Annotated in this window: 18 protein-coding genes; 10 read left to right on the top strand and 8 right to left on the bottom strand. The window is 36.8% G+C overall.

Going from position 1 to position 19,659, the window contains the following annotated elements; translation table 11 throughout:
* Positions 1-19 precede the first annotated feature (19 nt).
* Genes R2R71_RS00920 through pdeM form a run of 4 tightly spaced genes read left to right on the top strand, consistent with a single transcriptional unit; the run spans position 20 to position 5,823 of the window.
* Positions 20-1,054 carry a ligase-associated DNA damage response exonuclease gene (locus R2R71_RS00920; protein ID WP_316829353.1) on the top strand — a complete coding sequence of 345 codons (1,035 nt, stop codon included), beginning with the start codon at positions 20-22 and terminating at the stop codon, positions 1,052-1,054.
* Positions 1,051-2,649 carry an ATP-dependent DNA ligase gene (locus R2R71_RS00915; protein ID WP_316829352.1) on the top strand — a complete coding sequence of 533 codons (1,599 nt, stop codon included), beginning with the start codon at positions 1,051-1,053 and terminating at the stop codon, positions 2,647-2,649. The genes R2R71_RS00920 and R2R71_RS00915 overlap by 4 nt, the downstream gene beginning before the upstream one ends.
* Before the next feature lie 57 nt (positions 2,650-2,706).
* On the top strand, positions 2,707-5,184 hold the full coding sequence (locus R2R71_RS00910; protein WP_316829351.1) for a ligase-associated DNA damage response DEXH box helicase: 2,478 nt from the start codon (positions 2,707-2,709) through the stop codon (positions 5,182-5,184).
* Positions 5,185-5,823 carry a ligase-associated DNA damage response endonuclease PdeM gene (gene pdeM, locus R2R71_RS00905; protein ID WP_316829350.1) on the top strand — a complete coding sequence of 213 codons (639 nt, stop codon included), beginning with the start codon at positions 5,185-5,187 and terminating at the stop codon, positions 5,821-5,823. It begins immediately after the preceding gene.
* Here the strand turns inward: pdeM and trxA are convergent.
* The 4 genes from trxA to R2R71_RS00885 form a co-directional block, all read right to left on the bottom strand.
* Entirely contained in the window at positions 5,820-6,116 is a 297-nt protein-coding gene (trxA, locus tag R2R71_RS00900; RefSeq protein WP_316829349.1) for a thioredoxin, read from the bottom strand. The two genes, pdeM and trxA, sit on opposite strands and share 4 nt — an antisense overlap.
* A gap of 100 nt (positions 6,117-6,216) precedes the next feature.
* Positions 6,217-7,560, bottom strand: a complete 1,344-nt coding sequence (locus tag R2R71_RS00895) for a dihydrolipoamide acetyltransferase family protein (protein WP_316829348.1) — start codon at positions 7,558-7,560, stop codon at positions 6,217-6,219.
* Positions 7,561-7,607: 47 nt separating this feature from the next.
* Positions 7,608-8,861 carry a competence/damage-inducible protein A gene (locus R2R71_RS00890; RefSeq protein ID WP_316829347.1) on the bottom strand — a complete coding sequence of 418 codons (1,254 nt, stop codon included), beginning with the start codon at positions 8,859-8,861 and terminating at the stop codon, positions 7,608-7,610.
* Between the two features lies 1 nt (position 8,862).
* Positions 8,863-11,517, bottom strand: a complete 2,655-nt coding sequence (locus R2R71_RS00885; RefSeq protein ID WP_316829346.1) for a putative LPS assembly protein LptD — start codon at positions 11,515-11,517, stop codon at positions 8,863-8,865.
* 75 nt (positions 11,518-11,592) lie between these two features.
* Here R2R71_RS00885 and R2R71_RS00880 point away from each other — a divergent pair, with 75 nt between their 5' ends.
* The 3 genes from R2R71_RS00880 (at position 11,593) to R2R71_RS00870 (ending at position 14,367) form a co-directional block, all read left to right on the top strand.
* A complete protein-coding gene (locus tag R2R71_RS00880; protein WP_316830228.1) occupies positions 11,593-12,456 on the top strand; it encodes an N-acetylmuramoyl-L-alanine amidase in 864 nt (287 codons plus the stop codon).
* Positions 12,457-12,466: 10 nt separating this feature from the next.
* Positions 12,467-13,240: an N-acetylmuramoyl-L-alanine amidase gene (locus R2R71_RS00875; RefSeq protein WP_316829345.1), complete on the top strand. Its 774-nt coding sequence runs from the start codon at positions 12,467-12,469 to the stop codon at positions 13,238-13,240.
* 173 nt (positions 13,241-13,413) lie between these two features.
* The gene (locus R2R71_RS00870; protein ID WP_316829344.1) at positions 13,414-14,367 is read left to right on the top strand and encodes an MlaD family protein; all 954 of its coding nucleotides are present in this window, start codon (positions 13,414-13,416) and stop codon (positions 14,365-14,367) included.
* A 98-nt stretch (positions 14,368-14,465) separates the two neighbouring features.
* Here the strand turns inward: R2R71_RS00870 and R2R71_RS00865 are convergent, their stop codons facing one another.
* From R2R71_RS00865 to R2R71_RS00850, 4 genes are all read right to left on the bottom strand, one after another.
* On the bottom strand, positions 14,466-15,371 hold the full coding sequence (locus R2R71_RS00865; protein ID WP_316829343.1) for a ribonuclease Z: 906 nt from the start codon (positions 15,369-15,371) through the stop codon (positions 14,466-14,468).
* Between the two features lie 69 nt (positions 15,372-15,440).
* The gene (locus R2R71_RS00860; RefSeq protein WP_316829342.1) at positions 15,441-15,818 is read right to left on the bottom strand and encodes an STAS domain-containing protein; all 378 of its coding nucleotides are present in this window, start codon (positions 15,816-15,818) and stop codon (positions 15,441-15,443) included.
* A 35-nt stretch (positions 15,819-15,853) separates the two neighbouring features.
* Positions 15,854-16,798, bottom strand: coding sequence for a phosphoribosylaminoimidazolesuccinocarboxamide synthase (locus R2R71_RS00855; protein WP_316829341.1), 945 nt, complete (start codon positions 16,796-16,798; stop codon positions 15,854-15,856).
* A 181-nt stretch (positions 16,799-16,979) separates the two neighbouring features.
* Positions 16,980-17,939, bottom strand: a complete 960-nt coding sequence (locus tag R2R71_RS00850; protein ID WP_316737099.1) for a PhoH family protein — start codon at positions 17,937-17,939, stop codon at positions 16,980-16,982.
* A 103-nt stretch (positions 17,940-18,042) separates the two neighbouring features.
* Between R2R71_RS00850 and R2R71_RS00845 the strand changes: the two genes are divergently transcribed.
* The 3 genes from R2R71_RS00845 (at position 18,043) to R2R71_RS00835 (ending at position 19,632) form a co-directional block, all read left to right on the top strand.
* Positions 18,043-18,822 (top strand): SAM-dependent chlorinase/fluorinase, encoded by a 780-nt coding sequence (locus R2R71_RS00845; RefSeq protein ID WP_316737097.1) that lies wholly within the window; start codon positions 18,043-18,045, stop codon positions 18,820-18,822.
* A 167-nt stretch (positions 18,823-18,989) separates the two neighbouring features.
* Positions 18,990-19,505: a hypothetical protein gene (locus R2R71_RS00840; RefSeq protein WP_316829340.1), complete on the top strand. Its 516-nt coding sequence runs from the start codon at positions 18,990-18,992 to the stop codon at positions 19,503-19,505.
* On the top strand, positions 19,486-19,632 hold the full coding sequence (locus tag R2R71_RS00835; protein WP_316737094.1) for a hypothetical protein: 147 nt from the start codon (positions 19,486-19,488) through the stop codon (positions 19,630-19,632). The genes R2R71_RS00840 and R2R71_RS00835 overlap by 20 nt, the downstream gene beginning before the upstream one ends.
* Positions 19,633-19,659: the final 27 nt, after the last annotated feature.

Raw genomic sequence — 19,659 nt, 5'->3', positions numbered from 1 at the left:
AGATAATTGTTTAGTAACTATGGCATTAATAGAATTTACCAAAAGAGGTATTTATTGCAAACAAGGCGATTTTTATATTGACCCCTGGTGGCCAGTAGACTATGCCGTAACCACACACGGCCATAGCGACCATGTACGTTTTGGCAATAAGCACTACCTCTGCCATACTTTAACAAAGCCTATAATTAAACGACGCATCAGCGAAGATTTAAACGTCGAAACACTAGACTATGGGGAGCAAATTGTCCGGAACGGTGTTAATATTTCATTTTATCCTGCCGGACATATTATCGGTTCTGCACAGGTAAGGTTAGAATATAAAGGTGAAATATGTGTTGTTTCTGGCGATTATAAAACAGAGGATGATGGGATTAGCGATGCTTTTGAACCAGTAAAATGCCATTCATTTGTATCAGAAAGCACATTTGGTTTACCTGTTTACAATTGGCAAAAACAAGATGTTGTTTTTGGTAAAATGCAAAACTGGATAAACGATAATATTGCGCAGCAAAAAACCAGTGTACTTATTGCCTACAGTTTAGGTAAGGCACAACGTTTAATTAAAAATCTTACAGGCAATGTTCCAATTTATGTACATAATAGCATTGCAAACCTAAACGAAGTAATTATTAATGCAGGTGTAAACTTGCCCGACACCATAAGAATTACACCCGAAATAACCAAAGATGAACTGCAAAAAGGAATTGTAATTGTGCCTCCGGCGATGAGGGATAGCCGATGGATTAAAAATTTAAGCCATCCGGTAACCGGAATTTGTTCTGGCTGGATGCAGGTTCGGGCGCACCGCCGCTGGCAAAGTGCCGATGCAGGTTTCGCCTTGAGTGACCATGCAGACTGGACCGGTTTAATTGAGGCCATTACAGCAACTGGTGCCGAAAAAGTTTACGTTACCCATGGTTTTACAGCTGCTTTTAGCCGATACCTTAACGATAATGGTATTGAATCAGAAGAAGTAATGACCAAATTCGGGCAGGAAGATGACGAAGAAAACAAAGTAGATTTAGCTGAAACTGAAAATCAAAAGCCAGCATGAAACGTTTTGCTAAACTTATCCAGCAGCTTGAATTAAGCAATAAAACCAACGATAAAATCGCTGCATTGGTTGATTATTTCACCTATGCCGATAACAAGGACAAAGTTTGGGTAATCGCCTTGTTTACAGGTAAAAAACCAAAAAGGCCTATTAAATCGGCCTTATTAAAATATTGGGCAATAGATATTACGAAAACACCTGAATGGTTGTTTTCAGAAAGTTATTCAAATGTTGGCGATTTGAGTGAAACCATCGCCCTGCTCCTGCCACCCGCTGAAAACACTTCCGATTTTCAACTTCATAAATGGATTGAAGATTTGCACAACCTGGAAGGTAAAGACGATGAAACAAAAAAAGAATTCATTTTAAATGCCTGGAACACATTAGAAACTCAGGAACGGTTCATTTTTAATAAACTTATTTCCGGAAATTTCAGGATCGGTGTTTCCAACAAAATGCTTGTAAATGCTTTGGCTAAACAAAGTCAGCTGGATAGTGCCCAAATTATGCACAGTATTATGGGCAAGTGGAATCCTTATGAAATTACTTTTGAGGAGCTAATTAATGGCATTCACGTCAATACAGATAGTTCCTGGCCATACCCATTTTGCCTCGCCTATGCTTTAGAACAGGAACCCGAAAAGTTAGGTGAATTAAACGAATGGCAGGCAGAGTGGAAATGGGATGGCATTCGTGGGCAAATTGTAAAACGAAATGGTGAGCTGTTTATCTGGAGCCGCGGCGAAGAGTTAGTTACGGAGCAGTTTCCTGAACTACATTTTTTAATTGATGTTTTACCTGACGGCGTGGTGTTAGATGGAGAAATCCTGGCCGTTCAAAATAAACAGGTTTTATCTTTTAGTACCTTACAGCAGCGTTTAAACCGTAAAACCATAAGTAAAAAACAGCTCGATGATGCACCTATTGGCTTTTTTGTTTATGATATTCTGGAATATGAAGGGAATGATTTTCGAGAGCAGCCATTAAACACCAGAAGAAAGATATTGGAACAATTAATTGGCAGTTTAGAGGAAAGTGCCGTTATTTTATCGCCGGTAATAAACTGTAAAACCTGGACAGAACTTGCCGAATTAAGACAAACCTCACGTTCGATCAACAGCGAAGGTATTATGCTTAAAAAGTTAAGCTCTCATTACCATAGCGGCCGTAAGCGCGGTGATTGGTGGAAATGGAAAATTAATCCTTACACCGTTGATGCAGTGATGATATATGCCCAAAAAGGTAGCGGACGAAGGGCAAATTTCTTTACCGATTATACCTTTGCTGTTCGCGATGGCGAAAACCTGGTCACTATTGCCAAAGCATACTCTGGATTAACTGATAAAGAAATTAAGGAAGTAAATGCTTTTGTAACCCGGAATGCGATAGAAAAGTTCGGTCCGGTGAGAACCGTAAAGCCCGAACTTGTTTTTGAAATTGCTTTTGAAGGAATTGCAGAAAGTAAGCGTCATAAAGCAGGCTTAGCATTGCGCTTTCCCCGTATTTTGCGTTGGCGAAAAGATAAAAGAGCGTCTGAAATTAATACGCTAGAAGATTTACAGCAATTACTTGCATCAACTTTTGTAACCAGTTAAAAGCTTCAATTTTTTTTTAAAAAAACTTAACTTATTTAGCAAGAATATTAAAGACTAATGGATCAAACCAAAACCAAAGGTTATAAAAAGATAAAAAGCTGGTTAAAAACCAACAAACGCAAGCCTTTCCAGTTTCAGGAAGATGCCTGGCAGTATTATCTTAATGGTTACAGCGGTTTAGTTAACGCTCCTACTGGTTTTGGAAAAACGTTTTCACTATTTCTGGCAGTTGTAATTGAGGCCCTGAATGCTTCTGAGGGAAATAATAAGAAAGCAAAAGATCGCTTACAACTTATATGGATTACGCCGCTACGTTCTTTGGCTAAAGATTTGGCCAGAGCCATGCGAGAAACTTTATCAGAGTTGGAATTAGATTGGCATGTAGGTGTTCGCAATGGCGATACTTCACAAGCTGAAAAGGTTCAGCAAAAAAAATCAATGCCCGAAATCCTGTTGATTACCCCGGAAAGTTTGCATCTACTATTGGCTCAAAAGGGTTCATCTACTTTGTTTAAAAATCTAAAATGTATCGTTGCAGACGAATGGCACGAGCTTTTAGGAAGCAAACGTGGAGTTTTAGTAGAACTTGCGGTTTCCAGAATTAAAGGTTTACAAAAACAGGAGAAAAATCAGTTTTTAAGGGTTTGGGGAATTTCGGCAACCATTGGTAATATTGAAGAGGCTTTAGATGTTTTAGAACCAGATGAACAGGCTAAAAGAATCATTGTTAAAGCAGATTTAGAAAAGAAAATTGCTATTAAATCGATTATTCCTGATGATATTGAAACTTTACCATGGGCAGGTCATCTCGGACTTAAACTGGCTTACAAGCTTTTACCGATCATAGAGAAGAGCAAAACAACGTTGATTTTTATCAATACCCGGGGCCAATCTGAAATGTGGTACCAGCATTTACTTAATATAGAACCAGAATTAGCCGGAAGAATTGCCATACACCATGGTTCCATAGATTTTGAGCTGCGAAACTGGATTGAAGATGCTTTACATACAGGACAGTTAAAAGCCGTTATCGCAACTTCATCATTGGATTTAGGCGTCGATTTTAAACCGGTGGATACAGTAGTACAGGTAGGTTCGCCAAAGGGTGTGGCCAGGTTTTTACAACGTGCCGGACGATCAGGACACTCTCCCCACGAGATTTCTAAAATATATTTTCTGCCAACACATGCATTAGAACTGGTAGAAGCTGCTGCGATTAAAGAAGCAGCCAAAACCAATAATATCGAGCGCAGGGAACCTTTTATTATGACTTTTGACACCCTTGTTCAATATTTGGTTACACTGGCCATTGGTGATGGTTTCGATGATAAACTGATATATGATGAAATTAAAAATACACATGCCTTCAAGTTAATCTTGCCAGAAGAATGGAATTGGGTGATGCAATTTATTACTTCAGGTGGCGATAGTTTAAGTGCGTATAATGAATTTAAAAAGGTTACCAAAGATGAAGATGGGCTTTGGAAAGTAAAAAGCCGGCAATTAGCCATGCGTCATCGTTTACACATTGGTACAATTGTAAGTGATGCCATGCTTAAGGTAAAATTCCTGTCTGGTGGGTACATCGGCATGGTAGAAGAATATTTTGTAACACGTTTAAAGGCAGGTGATAATTTTCGTTTAGCAGGCCGCGTGCTGGAATTTGTTCATGTAAAGGATATGACGGTAATTGTTAGGGTTAGTAAACAAAAAAATGCTATTTCTCCAAGTTGGAATGGTGGTCGTTTACCATTATCTTCTAATTTAGGTTCGGTATTGCGTAAGAAATACAATGAGGCTTTAGATAAAACCCATCAGGATGAAGAGCTGGATAGTGTTTATCCGCTGTTTCTGTTACAACAAAAACGTTCGCATGTTCCGAGGAATGATGAATTACTAATTGAACTAATCAACAATAAAGAGGGTTTCCATTTGTTTGCTTACCCTTTTGAAGGACGTTTGGTGCACGAAGTTTTAGCGGCTTTAGTCGCTTATCGGTTAAGCAAATTGCTTCCAATTAGTTTTTCCATTGCAATGAACGATTACGGTTTCGAACTTTTGAGCGAAACGGAAATCCCTATGGATGAATCTATTGCTTATGAAGTATTTTCTCCTAAAAATTTAACTGAAGATATCACTTTAAGCATTAACTCAACTGAAATGGCCAGGCGGAAATTCAGGGATATTGCCTGTATTTCTGGATTGGTTTTTCAAGGGTATCCGGGAAAATATGTCGCAAATAAACACCTCCAGTCATCCGCAGGTTTATTTTTTAATGTTTTTAGCGATTACGATAAACATAATTTACTTTTACGGCAAGCTTACGATGAGGTATTTTACCAGCAATTGGAAGAACCAAGGTTAGCTGCTGCATTGGAAAGAATTCAGCATGCCGCGATTATCATTACTAACCCTAAAAGTTTTACGCCACTCTCCTTTCCGATTAAAGTGGATAGCTTAAGGGAAAATATGAGTTCGGAAGAATTGGAACAGCGGATTGCAAGGATGAAAGCGGAATCAGAGAAAATTAAATAAATGACCATTACCAGCCACGGAGAAGAACTGATTTTAGATAAAGAAAGGGCTTTATATTTACCACAACATCAACTTTTAGCCATTAGCGATTTACACTTAGGTAAATCAGCTCATTTTAGGCAAGCAGGTGTTCAGGTGCCCTCTACAATTGCACAAAATGACTTGCAACGTTTAGGCTTGCTGATCGAAAAGTATCAACCTAAAACTTTGCTAATCAATGGCGATATGTTTCATCACGGTTTAAATGCCGATATTGATGAATTCTCTGAATGGAAGAAGCAATATGCTGGGGTAAATTTCTTACTGGTAAAAGGGAATCACGATCGCCTGGCAATCGCCGATTATGCATCAATGCAGATAGCGATTCACGAACCGAGCTTTTGCCTTGGCCCTTTTTGCTTTATTCACGATGCACCAAAATGTACCGAAGAAGAACTTTACCCAATTAGCGGACATATTCATCCGGGCGTAACAATAGTTGGAAAAGCAAAGCAACGCTTAAAATTTCCTTGTTTTTATTTCGGAAAAGAATATGCTGTGTTGCCTGCGTTTAGCACATTCACAGGCTTGTATAACATATATCCAAAATCGCAGGAACATATATTTGCTGTAACGCCAAATCGTGTTGTTGAAGTTTAGGTATTGGCATCAATGATTTGCTTCAATTGCGAAGCCTGTAAAACACCACTCTGCCGCCAAACCTGTTTACCTTGTTTAAATAGCATTAAAGTCGGTACACTTTGAACGCTATAAGCCGATGCGGCAGACTGATTTTTATCGATATCAATTTTAATAATGGATACTGAATCACCAACCTGCGATTTCAGCTGCTCTAAAATTGGTTTCATCATTTTACATGGACCGCACCATTCTGCGAAAAAATCTACCAAAACGGGTTTATCGCCATTAATTAATTCTGAAAACTTCGACATGATTTTTTGTTTATGATTAAACAGCTGTTATAAGTTTTAGTTTTAAATAAGAAAAGCCAAACTCAATAGTCTGGCTTTTCTGAAAATATTTTAGACCGGGTTAAATTTCTCGGTTAAAATCCCAGTTTTCTAAATAATCAGCAACCCTGCGTACAAACATTCCACCCAGGGAACCATCAACAACCCTATGATCGTAAGATAATGACAGGAACATCATATGACGGATCGCAATCACATCGCCATGTTCAGTTTCTAAAACGGCTGGCTTCTTTTTAATTGCACCAACGGCTAAAATAGCTACCTGTGGCTGGTTAATAATTGGCGTTCCCATTACATTTCCAAAAGAACCCACATTGGTTAATGTAAAAGTACCGCCTTGCGTTTCATCGGGCTTAAGTTTGGAAATTCTTGCCCTGTTTGCTAAATCATTAACTGCTTTTGTTAACCCAACCAGGTTTAATTGATCGGCATTTTTAATTACCGGAACAATTAAGTTTCCACTCGGCAATGCTGCTGCCATACCAATATTAATATCTCTTTTCTTAATAATCTGTGTTCCGTTAACCGAAACATTTATTAAAGGAAAATCTTTTATTGCTTTCGCTACTGCCTCAACAAAAATTGGTGTAAAGGTAATTTTTTCATTCTCACGTTTTTCAAAGCTATTTTTAACCTTATTACGCCATAAAACGAGGTTTGTTACATCGGCTTCTACGAAAGAAGTTACATGTGGTGAAGTACTTTTACTCATTACCATATGATCGGCAATAAGTTTGCGCATTCGATCCATTTCTATAATTTCATCGCCACCCAAAACAGATGTTGTAGAGGTTTTAGGCGGTATAGATTCAGCAGTTGCAGGTGTATTAACTCCTTTATCATTTTTAGGAGCAACTACAGGGGTAGCTATACTCGTTTTGCCTTCGTTTTTAGTCGAAAGATAAGCTAATAAATCGTCTTTATTTAAACGGCCATCAGCACCCGAACCTTTAATGTTATCTAATTCTTCGAGCGATATATTTTCCTGTGCGGCGATGCTTTTTACCAATGGCGAATAAAAACGATCTGAAGAAGTAAAATCTGTTTGACTTTGCGTTACTTTTTCTACAGGAAGTTGCGCTATTCCCGGAATTGCTTCTGTTTTTTCTACTTCAACCGTAACAGTAGGAATAATAGTTTCTTCAACTTTAGTTTCGCCCTCACCGTCGGTTTCAATAATGGCAATCACATCACCAACCTGGGCAATATCATTTTCATTAAACAATTGTTTTACCAATTTACCTGCCACAGGCGATGGAACTTCAGAGTCCACCTTATCAGTCGCTATTTCTAAAATGGTGTCATCTAAATCGATAGAATCGCCAATTTGTTTTACCCATTTAATCACCGTTGCTTCTGCAACACTTTCACCCATTTTTGGTAACAATAGTTCGTATTGAGCCATATTAAATTACAGTATTATATATTGGTAACGCGACAAAAATACAGTTTTTATTCTTTGTATAGGTCTTCTCTAAGTAGATTTAATAACATTGCTAGCGCTGCTGCTGCCGAACGCTCTATATTTTGAATACGTTTGTTGCTGAAATTAAACACTTTAGCTACAGTTTTAGTTTTCGAAGAAATTGCGATCCAGACAGTCCCCACGGGTTTATCCGCAGTTCCTCCATCAGGACCAGCAATGCCGCTAACAGCAATGGAATAATCTGTTTTAAAATGCTTTATTGCCCCTTCCGACATTTCGGACACGGTTTCCTCACTAACTGCCCCGAAGTTACTTAGCGTTTGCGCCTTTACGCCTAAAATAGATTCCTTTAATTCATATGCGTAAGCTACTGCACCTCCCCAATATACCGATGAACAACCAGGATGTTGTGTAATCAGGTGCGCAATATAGCCTCCTGTACAGCTTTCTGCGGTTGATAGTGTTAAACCCTTTTCTTTCATAATATTCAGAATGGCTTTCTCCATCGGAATATCTTCGTCTACAACGACAAATTTTTTAACCTTACCAATAATGCGTTGGGCATAATTTTCCACTTCAGCTTTTAAGGCTTCTTCGTTTTCGCCTTTAGCAGATAAACGCAAACGCACCTGACCAAGTTTAGGTAAATAAGCCAGCTTAATATGCGATGGTAAGCTATCTTCTATCTCTTCAATTTCCTTTGCTAAAAACGATTCTCCAATGCTTGCCGTAAGAATAGTTTTGTGAATGATGGCTGGCAACTTAAATCGGGATTTAAGCCTGGGAAGAATTTCATCATCCATTAAGTACATCATTTCGTAAGGAACGCCAGGCATCGAAACAAAAACTTTATTGTTTTTTTCAAACCACATGCAAGGCGCCGTACCGTTTTTATTTACAATTACTTCGCAACCATCCGGAACATCGGCCTGTTGCATATTGATATCTATCAGCGGACGTTTAAACTTTTCGAAAATCTGTCGCACCATTTCCAAAGCGCCCTCATCTCTGCGGAAACCCATATCAAAATACCTGGCAAGTGTTTTCTTGGTGATATCATCTTTGGTGGGGCCTAAACCTCCGGTAATTAAAATGATATCAGCTCTTTGTTCTGCATCAGCTAAAGTTTGTAAAATATGGTTTTCATCATCAGAAACTGAAGTAACCTGCTTCACGGATACACCAATTAAATTTAATTGATGTGCCATCCAGGCAGAATTGGTATCAACAATCTGGCCGATGAGAATTTCATCGCCAATGGTTATGATTTCGGCTAACATATTAGTATCCTGTACTGTAAAATCCTTGTCTTTTACTTAGTTTTAAGTCTTGTAGTATTGATGCTTTAACCTTGATGGTAACGGAATAACTTTTATATGCTCCGTAAGGAATCCAGTTCACACTCATATCCCAGCAATGCAAATCGCGATAAATGGCAATTGTCATTGGTGTTAAACCCTGATTTTTGAAATCGTAACCAGAGTTGAATGTAAATTTCCATTTAGGTGTTAAATTAAAATCACCATTAAAATTTAAAGTATTGGTAATGGTAGATACACCTAAAATATTCGAATAGTCAAATCTATAAGAGAAAGCAAAATTCCATGGAATATTAAAATCCACGAAAGCGTTAGGGTCACGGTTTATGGCATTAAGTTGTTCAGATTGCAATGGGGTCATGCCTTGTTTCTCAATCTGATCTTTGGTTTTGTCGTAAGCATCATTCTTCTTTTTAAGTGCATCAGCATTAAAATTGTAATCAAATGAGAACCCAATGCGTTCTAACCTTGGTAAGATTTTTTTATCCTGCCAGAAATAACGGTCAATCTCTTTTTTTGTAGTGACACTACCATTTATCGAATCGCGAAGAACATATGGGTTAAAAGTTCCATTATAAGTTATGCCCAACTTATCTGTAAACTGTGAGCGACCACTAAAACTGATGTCAGATAACTTTCTCCTCGTAGCCAAAAAATTATAAGATCCGCTAAAACTCAAGCCCTGAATAATCGGAATTTTTTTCTCGCCTGTACCGGTTGTATCCTTCTTTGATCGGACTTTTAATTCCGTTGTATTGTCTACCGTAAAACCTATAGATGCCTGTCTACCAGAAAACGAACCTGGGAATGCACTTTGCTCAAAAATTGAATAGGTTAACGGTAGGCCCGTCGTTGTATTTATTATTTTATGCCCATTCTGATCAAGTGCTTCTTTATAAATACCTGCAGCTTCTGTCGTAAAATCAGGTGAATACGTAAAACTTACACTTGGGGTCATCACATGCCTTAACATCTTAATATTCCCTAAGTTTTTAAACTCCTTGGTTTTACCGTAAATTTTGGTCGACATACTAGTGGAAAGATTATAACTTCCACCTCTTTTAAAGCCACTAACGGTATCAATTCTCGAAGTATAACTACCATCAGTAAAAACAGTGTACCGTTTATTAATACTTTGAAAGTTCCATACTTCATTATATGTACCACCCATGCTAAAAGTTAAATACTTTAGTAAGGTAAAGTTCATCCCTATGGGAATAGTTTGCTGAAAACCTGTTTGAAGCTTTCTCAAACCTTCGGGTTTAAATAAAATACTATCTTTTGTAGTGATGTTGTTATTACCCTGCAAGCTATAACCAACCGTAATTTTCTGATACCATTTTTGTTCACCGGTTCTGTTCTTAGAATCAAACGGACTGATGGTTGACATATTTAAGTTCACGGTTGGCAATTGTAAGGCTATTTCCCTTGTGCTAAAAGTCTGGTTTGCGCTTAAAGCAGTACTAAAGTTAAATAAACCGCCTGCTAATACTTTTGAATAAGCTATACTACTTGTTGAACTGTTTCTCGCGATTGCATTTTGATCGTAAGTTGCATTTGCAGCTGTTCCGGTATAATATGTGCTTGAACTTAAATTTACGCTTGCGCTGAAAGTGGTACCAGGATTTGCATTTGGGTTCTGACTGTGTGTCCAACCAATACGGAAGTTTTTCTGAATATCTTCCAATCCCTGCACACCATTTCTTGTACTTGCATAATTAATGTTGATACCTCCATTAAATTTATATCGCTTGGTGTAATTGCTTTGTAAGGAACCTTCGTACGAACCATTGGTATAAATTGTTCCTAAAAATTTTGCATCCCAGTAATCATTTAAACCCAGGTAATAACCAAAGTTCTGAAGGAAGAAACCGCGGGTAGCATCTTCACCTGGCGTGGGCAGCATAATACCTGAAGTTCGCTTATTTTGTTTGGGAAAAAAGGCAAAAGGGAGCGCAAAAGGTGTAGAAACATCCTCAATTTTCATATAAACCGGCCCCGTAATAATGGTTTTCTCTGTAGCAATTCCTTTGCTAATCATTAAACCGAAATGTGGATGAGGTAAATTACAGGTGCTGTACATCATATTTTTAATGTGTACTTCATTATCTGCCTGTTTTTTACTTTGTCCACCAGAGAAATAACCACCCTCCTGCTCAGAGAAAACACCAAAAACCTTTGCCCTTGTAGTTGTCGAATTATAATATAAAGAATCGGCCATAGCCGTACCCTCTGCACCCGATTTAAATATCGGTTTTCCTACATAACGCTTAGTTTTCGGGTCAACAGTTCCGCTGGCAAAAATTAAATTATTTTTCTGATCATACCTGATATAATCAGCATCGAGCTCAAAATCACCGTATATAACGCGGGCATTTCCGTATAGATAAATAATATTTTTATCCTTACTCATCTTTACCGAATCGCGTGCTTTATACTCGATTTTTTTATCAAGATCGCTATTGTTTTTAGTTATTACTTTAGAAGTATCCTTCTTAGTTGTGTCTTGTTGGATAACCTGCTGCAATGAAAGTGCAGAAAATGCGTTAGCTTTACTAACACTGAGTGTTAATAAAATGACAGAAAATAATAAAATAGAGTTGCTAAGAAGTTTCAAATTCGTATTTGAATGTTATTTTTGCACAAAATGTTTAATCAAAAACGTTCAAAATTAGTGAAAAATATACCATTGATGTATCTTAAAAACCTTTTAACATTTATTATTTGTTTAGTTTTACTTAATTCAATTGATAATCAAGTATTTGCGCAGGAATATAAAATTAAAACAATTGTAATTGATGCTGGCCACGGCGGTAAAGATGGCGCCACACACGGTGTTTATTCAAAAGAAAAAGATGTTGCGTTAAAGACCGCTTTAAACCTTGGCAAAGCTTTACAGGATAGCTTAAAAGATGTGAAAGTTATCTACACCCGTCAAACAGACGTATTTATTCCCTTGTACGAACGTATTAATATTGCGAATAATGCCAAAGCCGATTTATTTATTTCAATTCACCTGAATGATATGCCTGTTCGTGTATCGCGTGTGGTAGATTATTACAAAAAAGTTAAGGGCAGAAAGATACCTGTTTACCGCACGGTAACGTCAAAAAGTACATCAACCCGGGGAACAGAAACTTTTGTATCGGGTATGGGACGTATGGATGAGCAGGACGAGGTAATCAAACGGGAGAATGCATCGATGTTTTTAGAGGATAACTATCAGAAGAATTATGAAGGTTTTATCGCTAATACACCTGAAAACGACATCATGGTTTCTATTATGAAGCAAACCAATCGCGATAGAAGTCTTAAATTTGCCTCAATGATCCAGCAGGAATACATCAATGCCGGTAGAATTAACCGTGGTGTTCAGGAAAAGAGCCTTGCGGTACTTGCCCGGGCTTCGATGCCAGCAGTACTTACCGAAATTGGTTTTGTGAGTAATCCGGAGGAAGAAGATTACATGAACTCTCCTGAAGGGCAAAATGAAATCGTTAGCGGAATTATCAAAGCTATAAAAAATTATAAACGTTTAGCAGAAGCGTCATTCTAATCACCTTTAAATGAGGACTAAGCTCTTAATCACGTTTCTTTTAAGTTTTATTTTTGTTCAGCTAAGCCTTGCTCAGGGTTACAGGATAAAAACGATTGTAATTGATGCCGGTCATGGTGGTCGAAAACCTGGCGCATCTGGAAGTTTTTCTACCGAAAAGGATATTTCTTTAAAAGTGGCACTTAAACTTGGTGCTAAAATAAAGGAAGAATTACCCGATATTAAAGTCATTTATACCCGAACAAAAGATGTTGATGTGGATTTAGATCGCAGGGCAGAAATTGCTAATGAGGCAAATGCCGATTTATTTATTTCGGTACATTGTAATTCTATGCCTCCGGGAAATAAGCATATTAAAGGTGTAGAAACACTTGTAGCTGGCTCGCATCGTTTAAAGGAGCAGGATGCCGCAATAAGGGAAAATGCCGATATTAAACTGGAAAAAAACTACAAAAGTAAGTACGAAGGTTATGATCCGAATAATCCAACGGCTAATATTCTTTTATCATTATTAAAAAATGCCTTTCGCGATAAAAGCATTAAATTTGCGAAATTAATACAGAACAGCTATATCAATCGTGATGAACGTTTAAGTCGCGGTGTAAAAGAGCAAGGTGTACTGGTATTACAAAGATGTGGGATGCCGGCAGTATTAACAGAGGTTGGTTTTATTTCAAATAAAGAAGAAGAAAAATACATTAACTCGGAAAAAGGTCAGGATGAAATTGCTGAATCGATTCTTGCCGCCATAAAAACGTATAAGAAAAATATAGAAGTAAAATAAACTGGCATTATAAATGTTAGTCGTTTTAACTAAAAAGAAATATTGCCAAACAAAAATGCCTGACTTAATATTATGTAATAGCAATTACATATTTAACCGCAATAAACTAAGAATTACGCTCAAGCAAGTAATAATTACTAATTTTAGCACTTGTAGCCATTAAATAAAACAACATGAAGATTAAGAACGAAACCAAAGTAGGTATATTAGCTGCATTTGCCATTGCTTTGTTAATTATTGGATATAACTTTTTAAAAGGAAACTCTATTTTTTCTACCGAAACTAAATTATTTGCCCGTTACACACGCGTTGATGGATTAACAGTTTCAAAACCAGTATTAATTAATGGATACCAGATTGGAAGGGTTGCAAAATTAGAATTGCAAAACGACGGGACTATCATTGCCACATTAAGCATCAACAGTAAATATGAAATCCCTGAAAATAGTATTGCCCGTTTAGAGGGTACTGACCTTTTAGGTAGCAAAGCGATTGTAATGTCGCTTGGCGATTCGAAGAAAATGGCTGAAGATGGTTTTACCTTGAATGCGAATGTAGAGAAAGGTTTGATGGAGCAGGTTCAGCCGGTTCAGAAAAAGGCTGAATTAATTATCGGTAAAATGGATTCTATTTTAAGCAGTGTGAACTCTATTTTAAATCCGAATTTTCAAAAAAATGTTGATAAAAGCTTTAGCAGTATTGCCGGTACCCTTGCCTCACTGGAAACCACATCGAAGAAAGTTGATGGTTTGGTTGGTTCAGAAAGTGCCCGTATTGATGCGATTTTTAAAAATGTTGAAGGCATTACAGCAAACCTGAATAACAATAATAAAAAAATCAGCGATATCTTAACAAATATTAATACCGTTACTGATAAGTTCGCTGCTGCTAATTTTAAAGAAACCTTAGACAATGCAAATAATGCCATTGCCGATTTACAAACTGTTATTTCTGGTATTAAAAGCGGTAAAGGTTCTTTGGGTCAGTTGTTAAATGACGATAAAATGTATAACAACCTGAATAATGCCTCAAAAAATCTTGATGAACTGATGATTGATTTAAAGGCTAATCCAAAACGCTATGTTCACTTCTCTGTATTTGGCGGTGGAAATAAAAAAGATAAGTAATAATTAATTTAATATAATGCCGAAAGCCTTTCAGTTTACTGGAAGGCTTTTATTTTTTATAGTAAGAAGATTTCTTAGTGAGCAATAAATGGATGGAACTAGAGCTGAAAGGTTTTACCTTCAACTGCTAAATCGGTATTTTCAAAAACAGATTGTGTTTCTTCCAAAAGCATTTGTAGTGTTTTATAACGTGATGAGAAATGGCCAATCAATAATTTTTTTACGTTATTAAGCTTTGCTATTTCGCCCGCTTGTAGTGCGGTTGTATGATGCGTTTCATTTGCCCTATCCAAAAGATCGTGCATAAATGTGGCCTCATGATAGAGTGTATCACAATCTTTTATCATTGAAAAATACCTTTCATCGTACATTGTATCCGAACAGTATGCATAACTTCGTGGTTCGTCAGCAGCGGTGGTATAATCTTCACTTTTTAAAATTTCTCCATCTGGCAGTTCAACATCGATTCCTTTTTTTAAAGCTGTATAATAAGCCATCGGAATTTCTTCTGCTTTATCTTTAATCAGTTTTCGCTGTCTGCGTTTTTGCTGAAAAATAAAGCCTGTAGTTGGTATACGATGATTAAGAACGATGGTTTTTACCAGCAGATCCTGGTTCTCGAAAATCTGTCTGGATTTATCTGCTTCAATCGGATAGAACTCTATCGGGTATCGTAAAACCGTATCGGAGTATTTAAACTGAATTTCCAGAATTTCGAGCAGTGGTTTGGGGCCAAAAATTTGCATGGGTTTAATCCTGCCATTAAGGTGGAGACTTGAAAGTAAGCCGATTAGGCCAAAATAGTGGTCGCCATGTAAATGACTGATAAAAATATAATCGATTCGTGCGGCTTTCAGGTTATACCGCGTGAGTTGTTGTTGTGTTCCCTCACCACAATCGATTAAGTAATATTTTTCATTACAATTTAAAAGCTGTGCTGATGGATTCCTGTTAAATACAGGTGTTGCAGAACTGCTTCCTAAAATTGTAACTTCAAATTTCATATTGGTAAGATATAAAAAGCCCCGTAGATTATAGAAAACTACGAGGCTTAATTTTTATTTAATGATAGGTTATTTATCGCCTCTGAATTCTTTTTCAAGTTCATCCATAAAGATGAAATCTGTTGCTTCTTCTAATGTATTAACAAACGTTACAGATTGAAATATGTTTGATAATTCGATTATTGGTGCCAGCTCATCGTTAATTCCCGTAACGATAAATAATCCCCCTGCCGATTTACAAAGCCTGTCGCCAACTAATAAGCTACTTAAATCCTGAGCATCAGTACATTCTTTTACATGGCTTAAATCAACAATGATATTCTTGAAGCCTTCTGCATTGAGTAAATATAATTCAGATTTTAACCCTGGTGCATTATCATTTGTAAACTTAGGCTCTTTAAGCTTCAGTGTTACATATTTATCGTGTTTATCTACTGAAAATTTCATCTCTTCTAATCTTTATTCTACTAATGTATAAAAATTTAAAGGGTTTCCAAAGCCTTTAAAACATTGCTTTCTATACGATTTGAAATTGCATCAGCATCGGCTTTTATAAAGTCCTCTCCTACAATCTTTTCATAAAGCTCAATATACCTTTCAGAAATTGAGTTAACTATTTCAGGTGTCATCTCCGGAACAGTTTGCCCGTCTTTACCTTGAAAACCATTTTCAATTAGCCACTTTCTTACAAATTCTTTAGATAGTTGTTTTTGCGGCTCATCAGCCTTCTGGCGTTCTTCATAACCTTCGGCATAAAAATAGCGTGATGAATCAGGGGTATGAATTTCGTCAATTAAATAAATAACACCATCGGCTTTGCCAAATTCGTATTTCGTATCAACTAAAATTAAACCACTTTTTGCTGCTATTTCGGTTCCACGCTGGTATAAAGCGTAAGTATATTCTTCTAATTTTTCATAATCAGTTAAAGAAACAATTCCCTTAGCCAGGATATCTTCTTTAGAAATATCTTCATCATGACCAACAGCCGCCTTTGTTGTAGGGGTAATAATTGGTTGAGGAAGTTTATCGTTTTCTTTTAAGCCATCAGGCAAGGAAACACCACAAACCGAACGTTTTCCGGCACTGTATTCTCTCCATGCATGTCCTGCCAGATAACCTCTGATAACCATTTCTACTTTAAATGGCTCGCAAATACGACCAATGGTAACCATTGGATCAGGTACGGACAGAACCCAGTTAGGAACGATATCCTGGGTAGCTGATAGAAATTTTGCTGCAATTTGATTTAAAACCTGTCCTTTAAACGGAATGGCTTCTGTTAAAACTACATCAAATGCAGAAATACGATCTGATACTACCATAACCATAAATTGATCGGCTATAGTGTATACATCACGTACTTTACCTTTATAGAAATTGCTTTGGTTTGGGAAATTAAAATGGGTTTCTTTTAGTGCTTTCATGAGGGTATAAAAATAGGGAAAAAGTCCGAAAGTGCGAAGACTAGAGTCAGAAGTCCGCAGATATAGGTTGCTAGAAAAAACCGAAGAATAATTTGAGACGGATGATGTAAAACAAAAATGTTTTAGAAAATTCTGACATCTTCTTCCCTGCATTTTACATCATCCATCTCACATCGGCCATCTACTGAATATCCCCGTAAGCTTTAAGGATATCTTTCACCAATTTATGACGAACAACATCTTCTCCGCTTAGATAAATAATATCAATGCCTTTAATGTCTTCCAAAATACGTAAGCCATTAAACAAGCCAGACATTTGTTTTTTCGGTAAATCGACTTGAGTAACATCACCCGTAACAATAAACTTGGCGGTTGGCCCCATACGAGTTAAAAACATTTTCAACTGCATATCGGTAGCATTTTGCGCCTCATCTAAAATTACAAAACAATTATCCAAAGTACGCCCACGCATAAAGGCTAATGGTGCAATTTCAATCGTTCGGTTTTCGATGTAAAATTTCAGTTTTTCTGCTGGAATCATATCATCCAAGGCATCGTATAGCGGACGTAAATACGGGTCAATTTTTTCTTTTAAATCGCCTGGCAAGAATCCAAGATTTTCCCCCGCCTCAACCGCCGGACGAGTTAAAATAATTCGTTTTATTTCCTTGTTCTTTAAAGCTCGAACAGCTAAAGCTACTGCTGTGTAGGTTTTTCCAGTTCCGGCAGGGCCGATTGCAAAGAGAATATCGTTTTTTGCAATGCTACTCACCATTTTGCGCTGGTTAGCCGTTCTTGCTTTAACTAATAATCCATTTGTACCAAAAACAATAACTTCTCCACCACCACCAGTTGGCTGTTCAACATCTTTTTTTGCTACGCCGCTTGCTTTTGCACCAAGTATTGATTCTACATCGTTATTGGTTAAAGAGCTGTATTTTTCTAAATGCGTTACAAGTTGATTAAACTTTTCCTCAAAAGCCTTAAGTTCCTGTTCATCACCTAGTACCTTAACTTCACTACCTCTCGCAACCAGTTTTAATTTGGCGAACGAACCTTTAATCATTTCGTAATTCTCATTATTTGCTCCCCAAAAATGAGCAGGATTTACGCTATCCAGTGTTAATTTTAATTCGTTCAAATTATAGTATTTTAAAAAGTTATCGGGCTATATTAATTAAAATTTGAATATTTGCAGACGCTTACGCCTCCACACAAGAATAAGCAATAATAATGAATTTTTAATGGGGATAATTACTTTAACAACAGATTTAGGTTCGAAAGATTTTTACCAGAGCGCCCTTAAAGGTAGCCTGTTAAGTCTTATGCCTAATGTTAATTTAGTTGATATAACCCATGAAGTTCCTTCATTTAATATTTCGTATGCGGCATTTGTTCTAAAGAATGCTTACCCTTATTTCCCTAAAAACACAGTACATCTAATTGGAATAGATTCTGTTTATAGTGAAAATACAAAATATATAGCGGTTAAACATCGCGAACATTATTTTGTAGGTGCAGATAATGGCATTTTTTCTTTGCTATTTGATGAATTGCCTGAAGAAGTTGTTGAACTAAATATTATGCAGGATTTGAAATACCTTCACTTTCCTTTGGTTGATATTTTTGTAAAGGCGGCAACTCATTTGGCCAAAGGTGGTAAATTAAAAGATATTGGATTACCTGTAGCAGAGATTGAACAGAAGATGCTTTTGCATCCTGTTATAGAGCGAGATATCATTCGTGGAAGCGTTGTTTACATTGATACCTTTTGCAATGTGATTACCAATATTACGAAAGACTTATTTACCAGAATTCAAAAAAATCGAGATTTCACCTTGTATTTTAGAAAAAGCGAAACCATTACCCAATTAAGCTGGCATTACAACGAAGTATCTGAAGGAGAAAAATTGTGCCTCTTCGGTATCAGCAATCATCTTGAAATCGCCATAAATAAAGGTAAAGCGAGTGGCTTACTTGGTTTGCATTTAGGCGATATTGTTCGGGTAGAGTTTCATCCTTAGTTTAGTTCAGCAGTTTATTGGTTTAATTGTTCACTAGTCTGGTAGCTTAAATAGTATTTATACTGAGAGTCACCAATATACGGTCGCCATTGATGAAACCTTGCAAACCAATGAATTCCATTTAACTAAGTTTCAAACAACTTCTACTCTTTTCACGTTTATAATTCATGAAGAAATATTTTTATCTGCTTACTATCTTATTCTTGAATTTTCACGTTTTTGCACAACAAGATACAACAGCATATGCCGCACAGCGAGTAAAGGTAAATTCACTATTAACAGAACGAAGTCAAAAGTTTGGTCAATATGATGAAAGCTTGAACCAACGAACCGGAATATTTGGTTGGCAGACCAGAAAGGATATCAAAAATTCAAATGAAATTCTCCGTCAGGTGGTTTTAACAGACAATAATATTTTCAAAGAATTGAAAGTATTAATGGATTACAAAGATTTACAAAATGAACAAAAAGTTGCTGTAGCAGATAATTCGCAGGAGAGGATAGAAAATTATATGCGTTCTATCAAAAAACTTCAAGATCAAAATGAAGAACTCAGAAACGCAGCAAAGCATAATGGCCAGAGAATATCAACATACATCATCGCTTTTTTAATATTAATTATACTTGGAGGATTTTACTTCTTCAACAAAAGAATCAAAAATTATGAAAAAAGGATTGTTTAAGGCTTTGGCAAAGATTAACAAAATCATCTTACCAAGCTTATATAAGAAAGACCCAAGTAAGCTAACAAATATTCAAAAAGCTATTTTGGGCTATCGTTATTGGGTAACAACGAATGCATCGGATTAAAAAAGGCCAACTAAACAGTTGGCCTTT

It is taken from the genome of Pedobacter aquatilis (assembly GCF_032678405.1).
In the GTDB taxonomy this organism is placed as follows: Bacteria; Bacteroidota; Bacteroidia; order Sphingobacteriales; family Sphingobacteriaceae; genus Pedobacter; species Pedobacter aquatilis_A.
Note: the sequence above shows the minus strand (reverse complement) of the source record. Positions and strands in the feature narration are given on the sequence as shown.

Bases quoted from the DNA above. Each gene is read 5' to 3' on its own strand.
- R2R71_RS00860 (WP_316829342.1), bottom strand. From the start codon at position 15,818: ATGAAATTTTCAGTAGATAAACACGATAAATATGTAACACTGAAGCTT.
- pdeM (WP_316829350.1), top strand. From the start codon at position 5,185: ATGACCATTACCAGCCACGGAGAAGAACTGATTTTAGATAAAGAAAGG.
- R2R71_RS00920 (WP_316829353.1), top strand. From the start codon at position 20: ATGGCATTAATAGAATTTACCAAAAGAGGTATTTATTGCAAACAAGGC.
- R2R71_RS00895 (WP_316829348.1), bottom strand. From the start codon at position 7,560: ATGGCTCAATACGAACTATTGTTACCAAAAATGGGTGAAAGTGTTGCA.
- R2R71_RS00880 (WP_316830228.1), top strand. From the start codon at position 11,593: ATGTATCTTAAAAACCTTTTAACATTTATTATTTGTTTAGTTTTACTT.
- R2R71_RS00855 (WP_316829341.1), bottom strand. From the start codon at position 16,798: ATGAAAGCACTAAAAGAAACCCATTTTAATTTCCCAAACCAAAGCAAT.
- R2R71_RS00870 (WP_316829344.1), top strand. From the start codon at position 13,414: ATGAAGATTAAGAACGAAACCAAAGTAGGTATATTAGCTGCATTTGCC.
- R2R71_RS00910 (WP_316829351.1), top strand. From the start codon at position 2,707: ATGGATCAAACCAAAACCAAAGGTTATAAAAAGATAAAAAGCTGGTTA.
- R2R71_RS00890 (WP_316829347.1), bottom strand. From the start codon at position 8,861: ATGTTAGCCGAAATCATAACCATTGGCGATGAAATTCTCATCGGCCAG.
- R2R71_RS00840 (WP_316829340.1), top strand. From the start codon at position 18,990: ATGAAGAAATATTTTTATCTGCTTACTATCTTATTCTTGAATTTTCAC.
- trxA (WP_316829349.1), bottom strand. From the start codon at position 6,116: ATGTCGAAGTTTTCAGAATTAATTAATGGCGATAAACCCGTTTTGGTA.
- R2R71_RS00915 (WP_316829352.1), top strand. From the start codon at position 1,051: ATGAAACGTTTTGCTAAACTTATCCAGCAGCTTGAATTAAGCAATAAA.
- R2R71_RS00875 (WP_316829345.1), top strand. From the start codon at position 12,467: ATGAGGACTAAGCTCTTAATCACGTTTCTTTTAAGTTTTATTTTTGTT.
- R2R71_RS00865 (WP_316829343.1), bottom strand. From the start codon at position 15,371: ATGAAATTTGAAGTTACAATTTTAGGAAGCAGTTCTGCAACACCTGTA.
- R2R71_RS00845 (WP_316737097.1), top strand. From the start codon at position 18,043: ATGGGGATAATTACTTTAACAACAGATTTAGGTTCGAAAGATTTTTAC.
- R2R71_RS00835 (WP_316737094.1), top strand. From the start codon at position 19,486: ATGAAAAAAGGATTGTTTAAGGCTTTGGCAAAGATTAACAAAATCATC.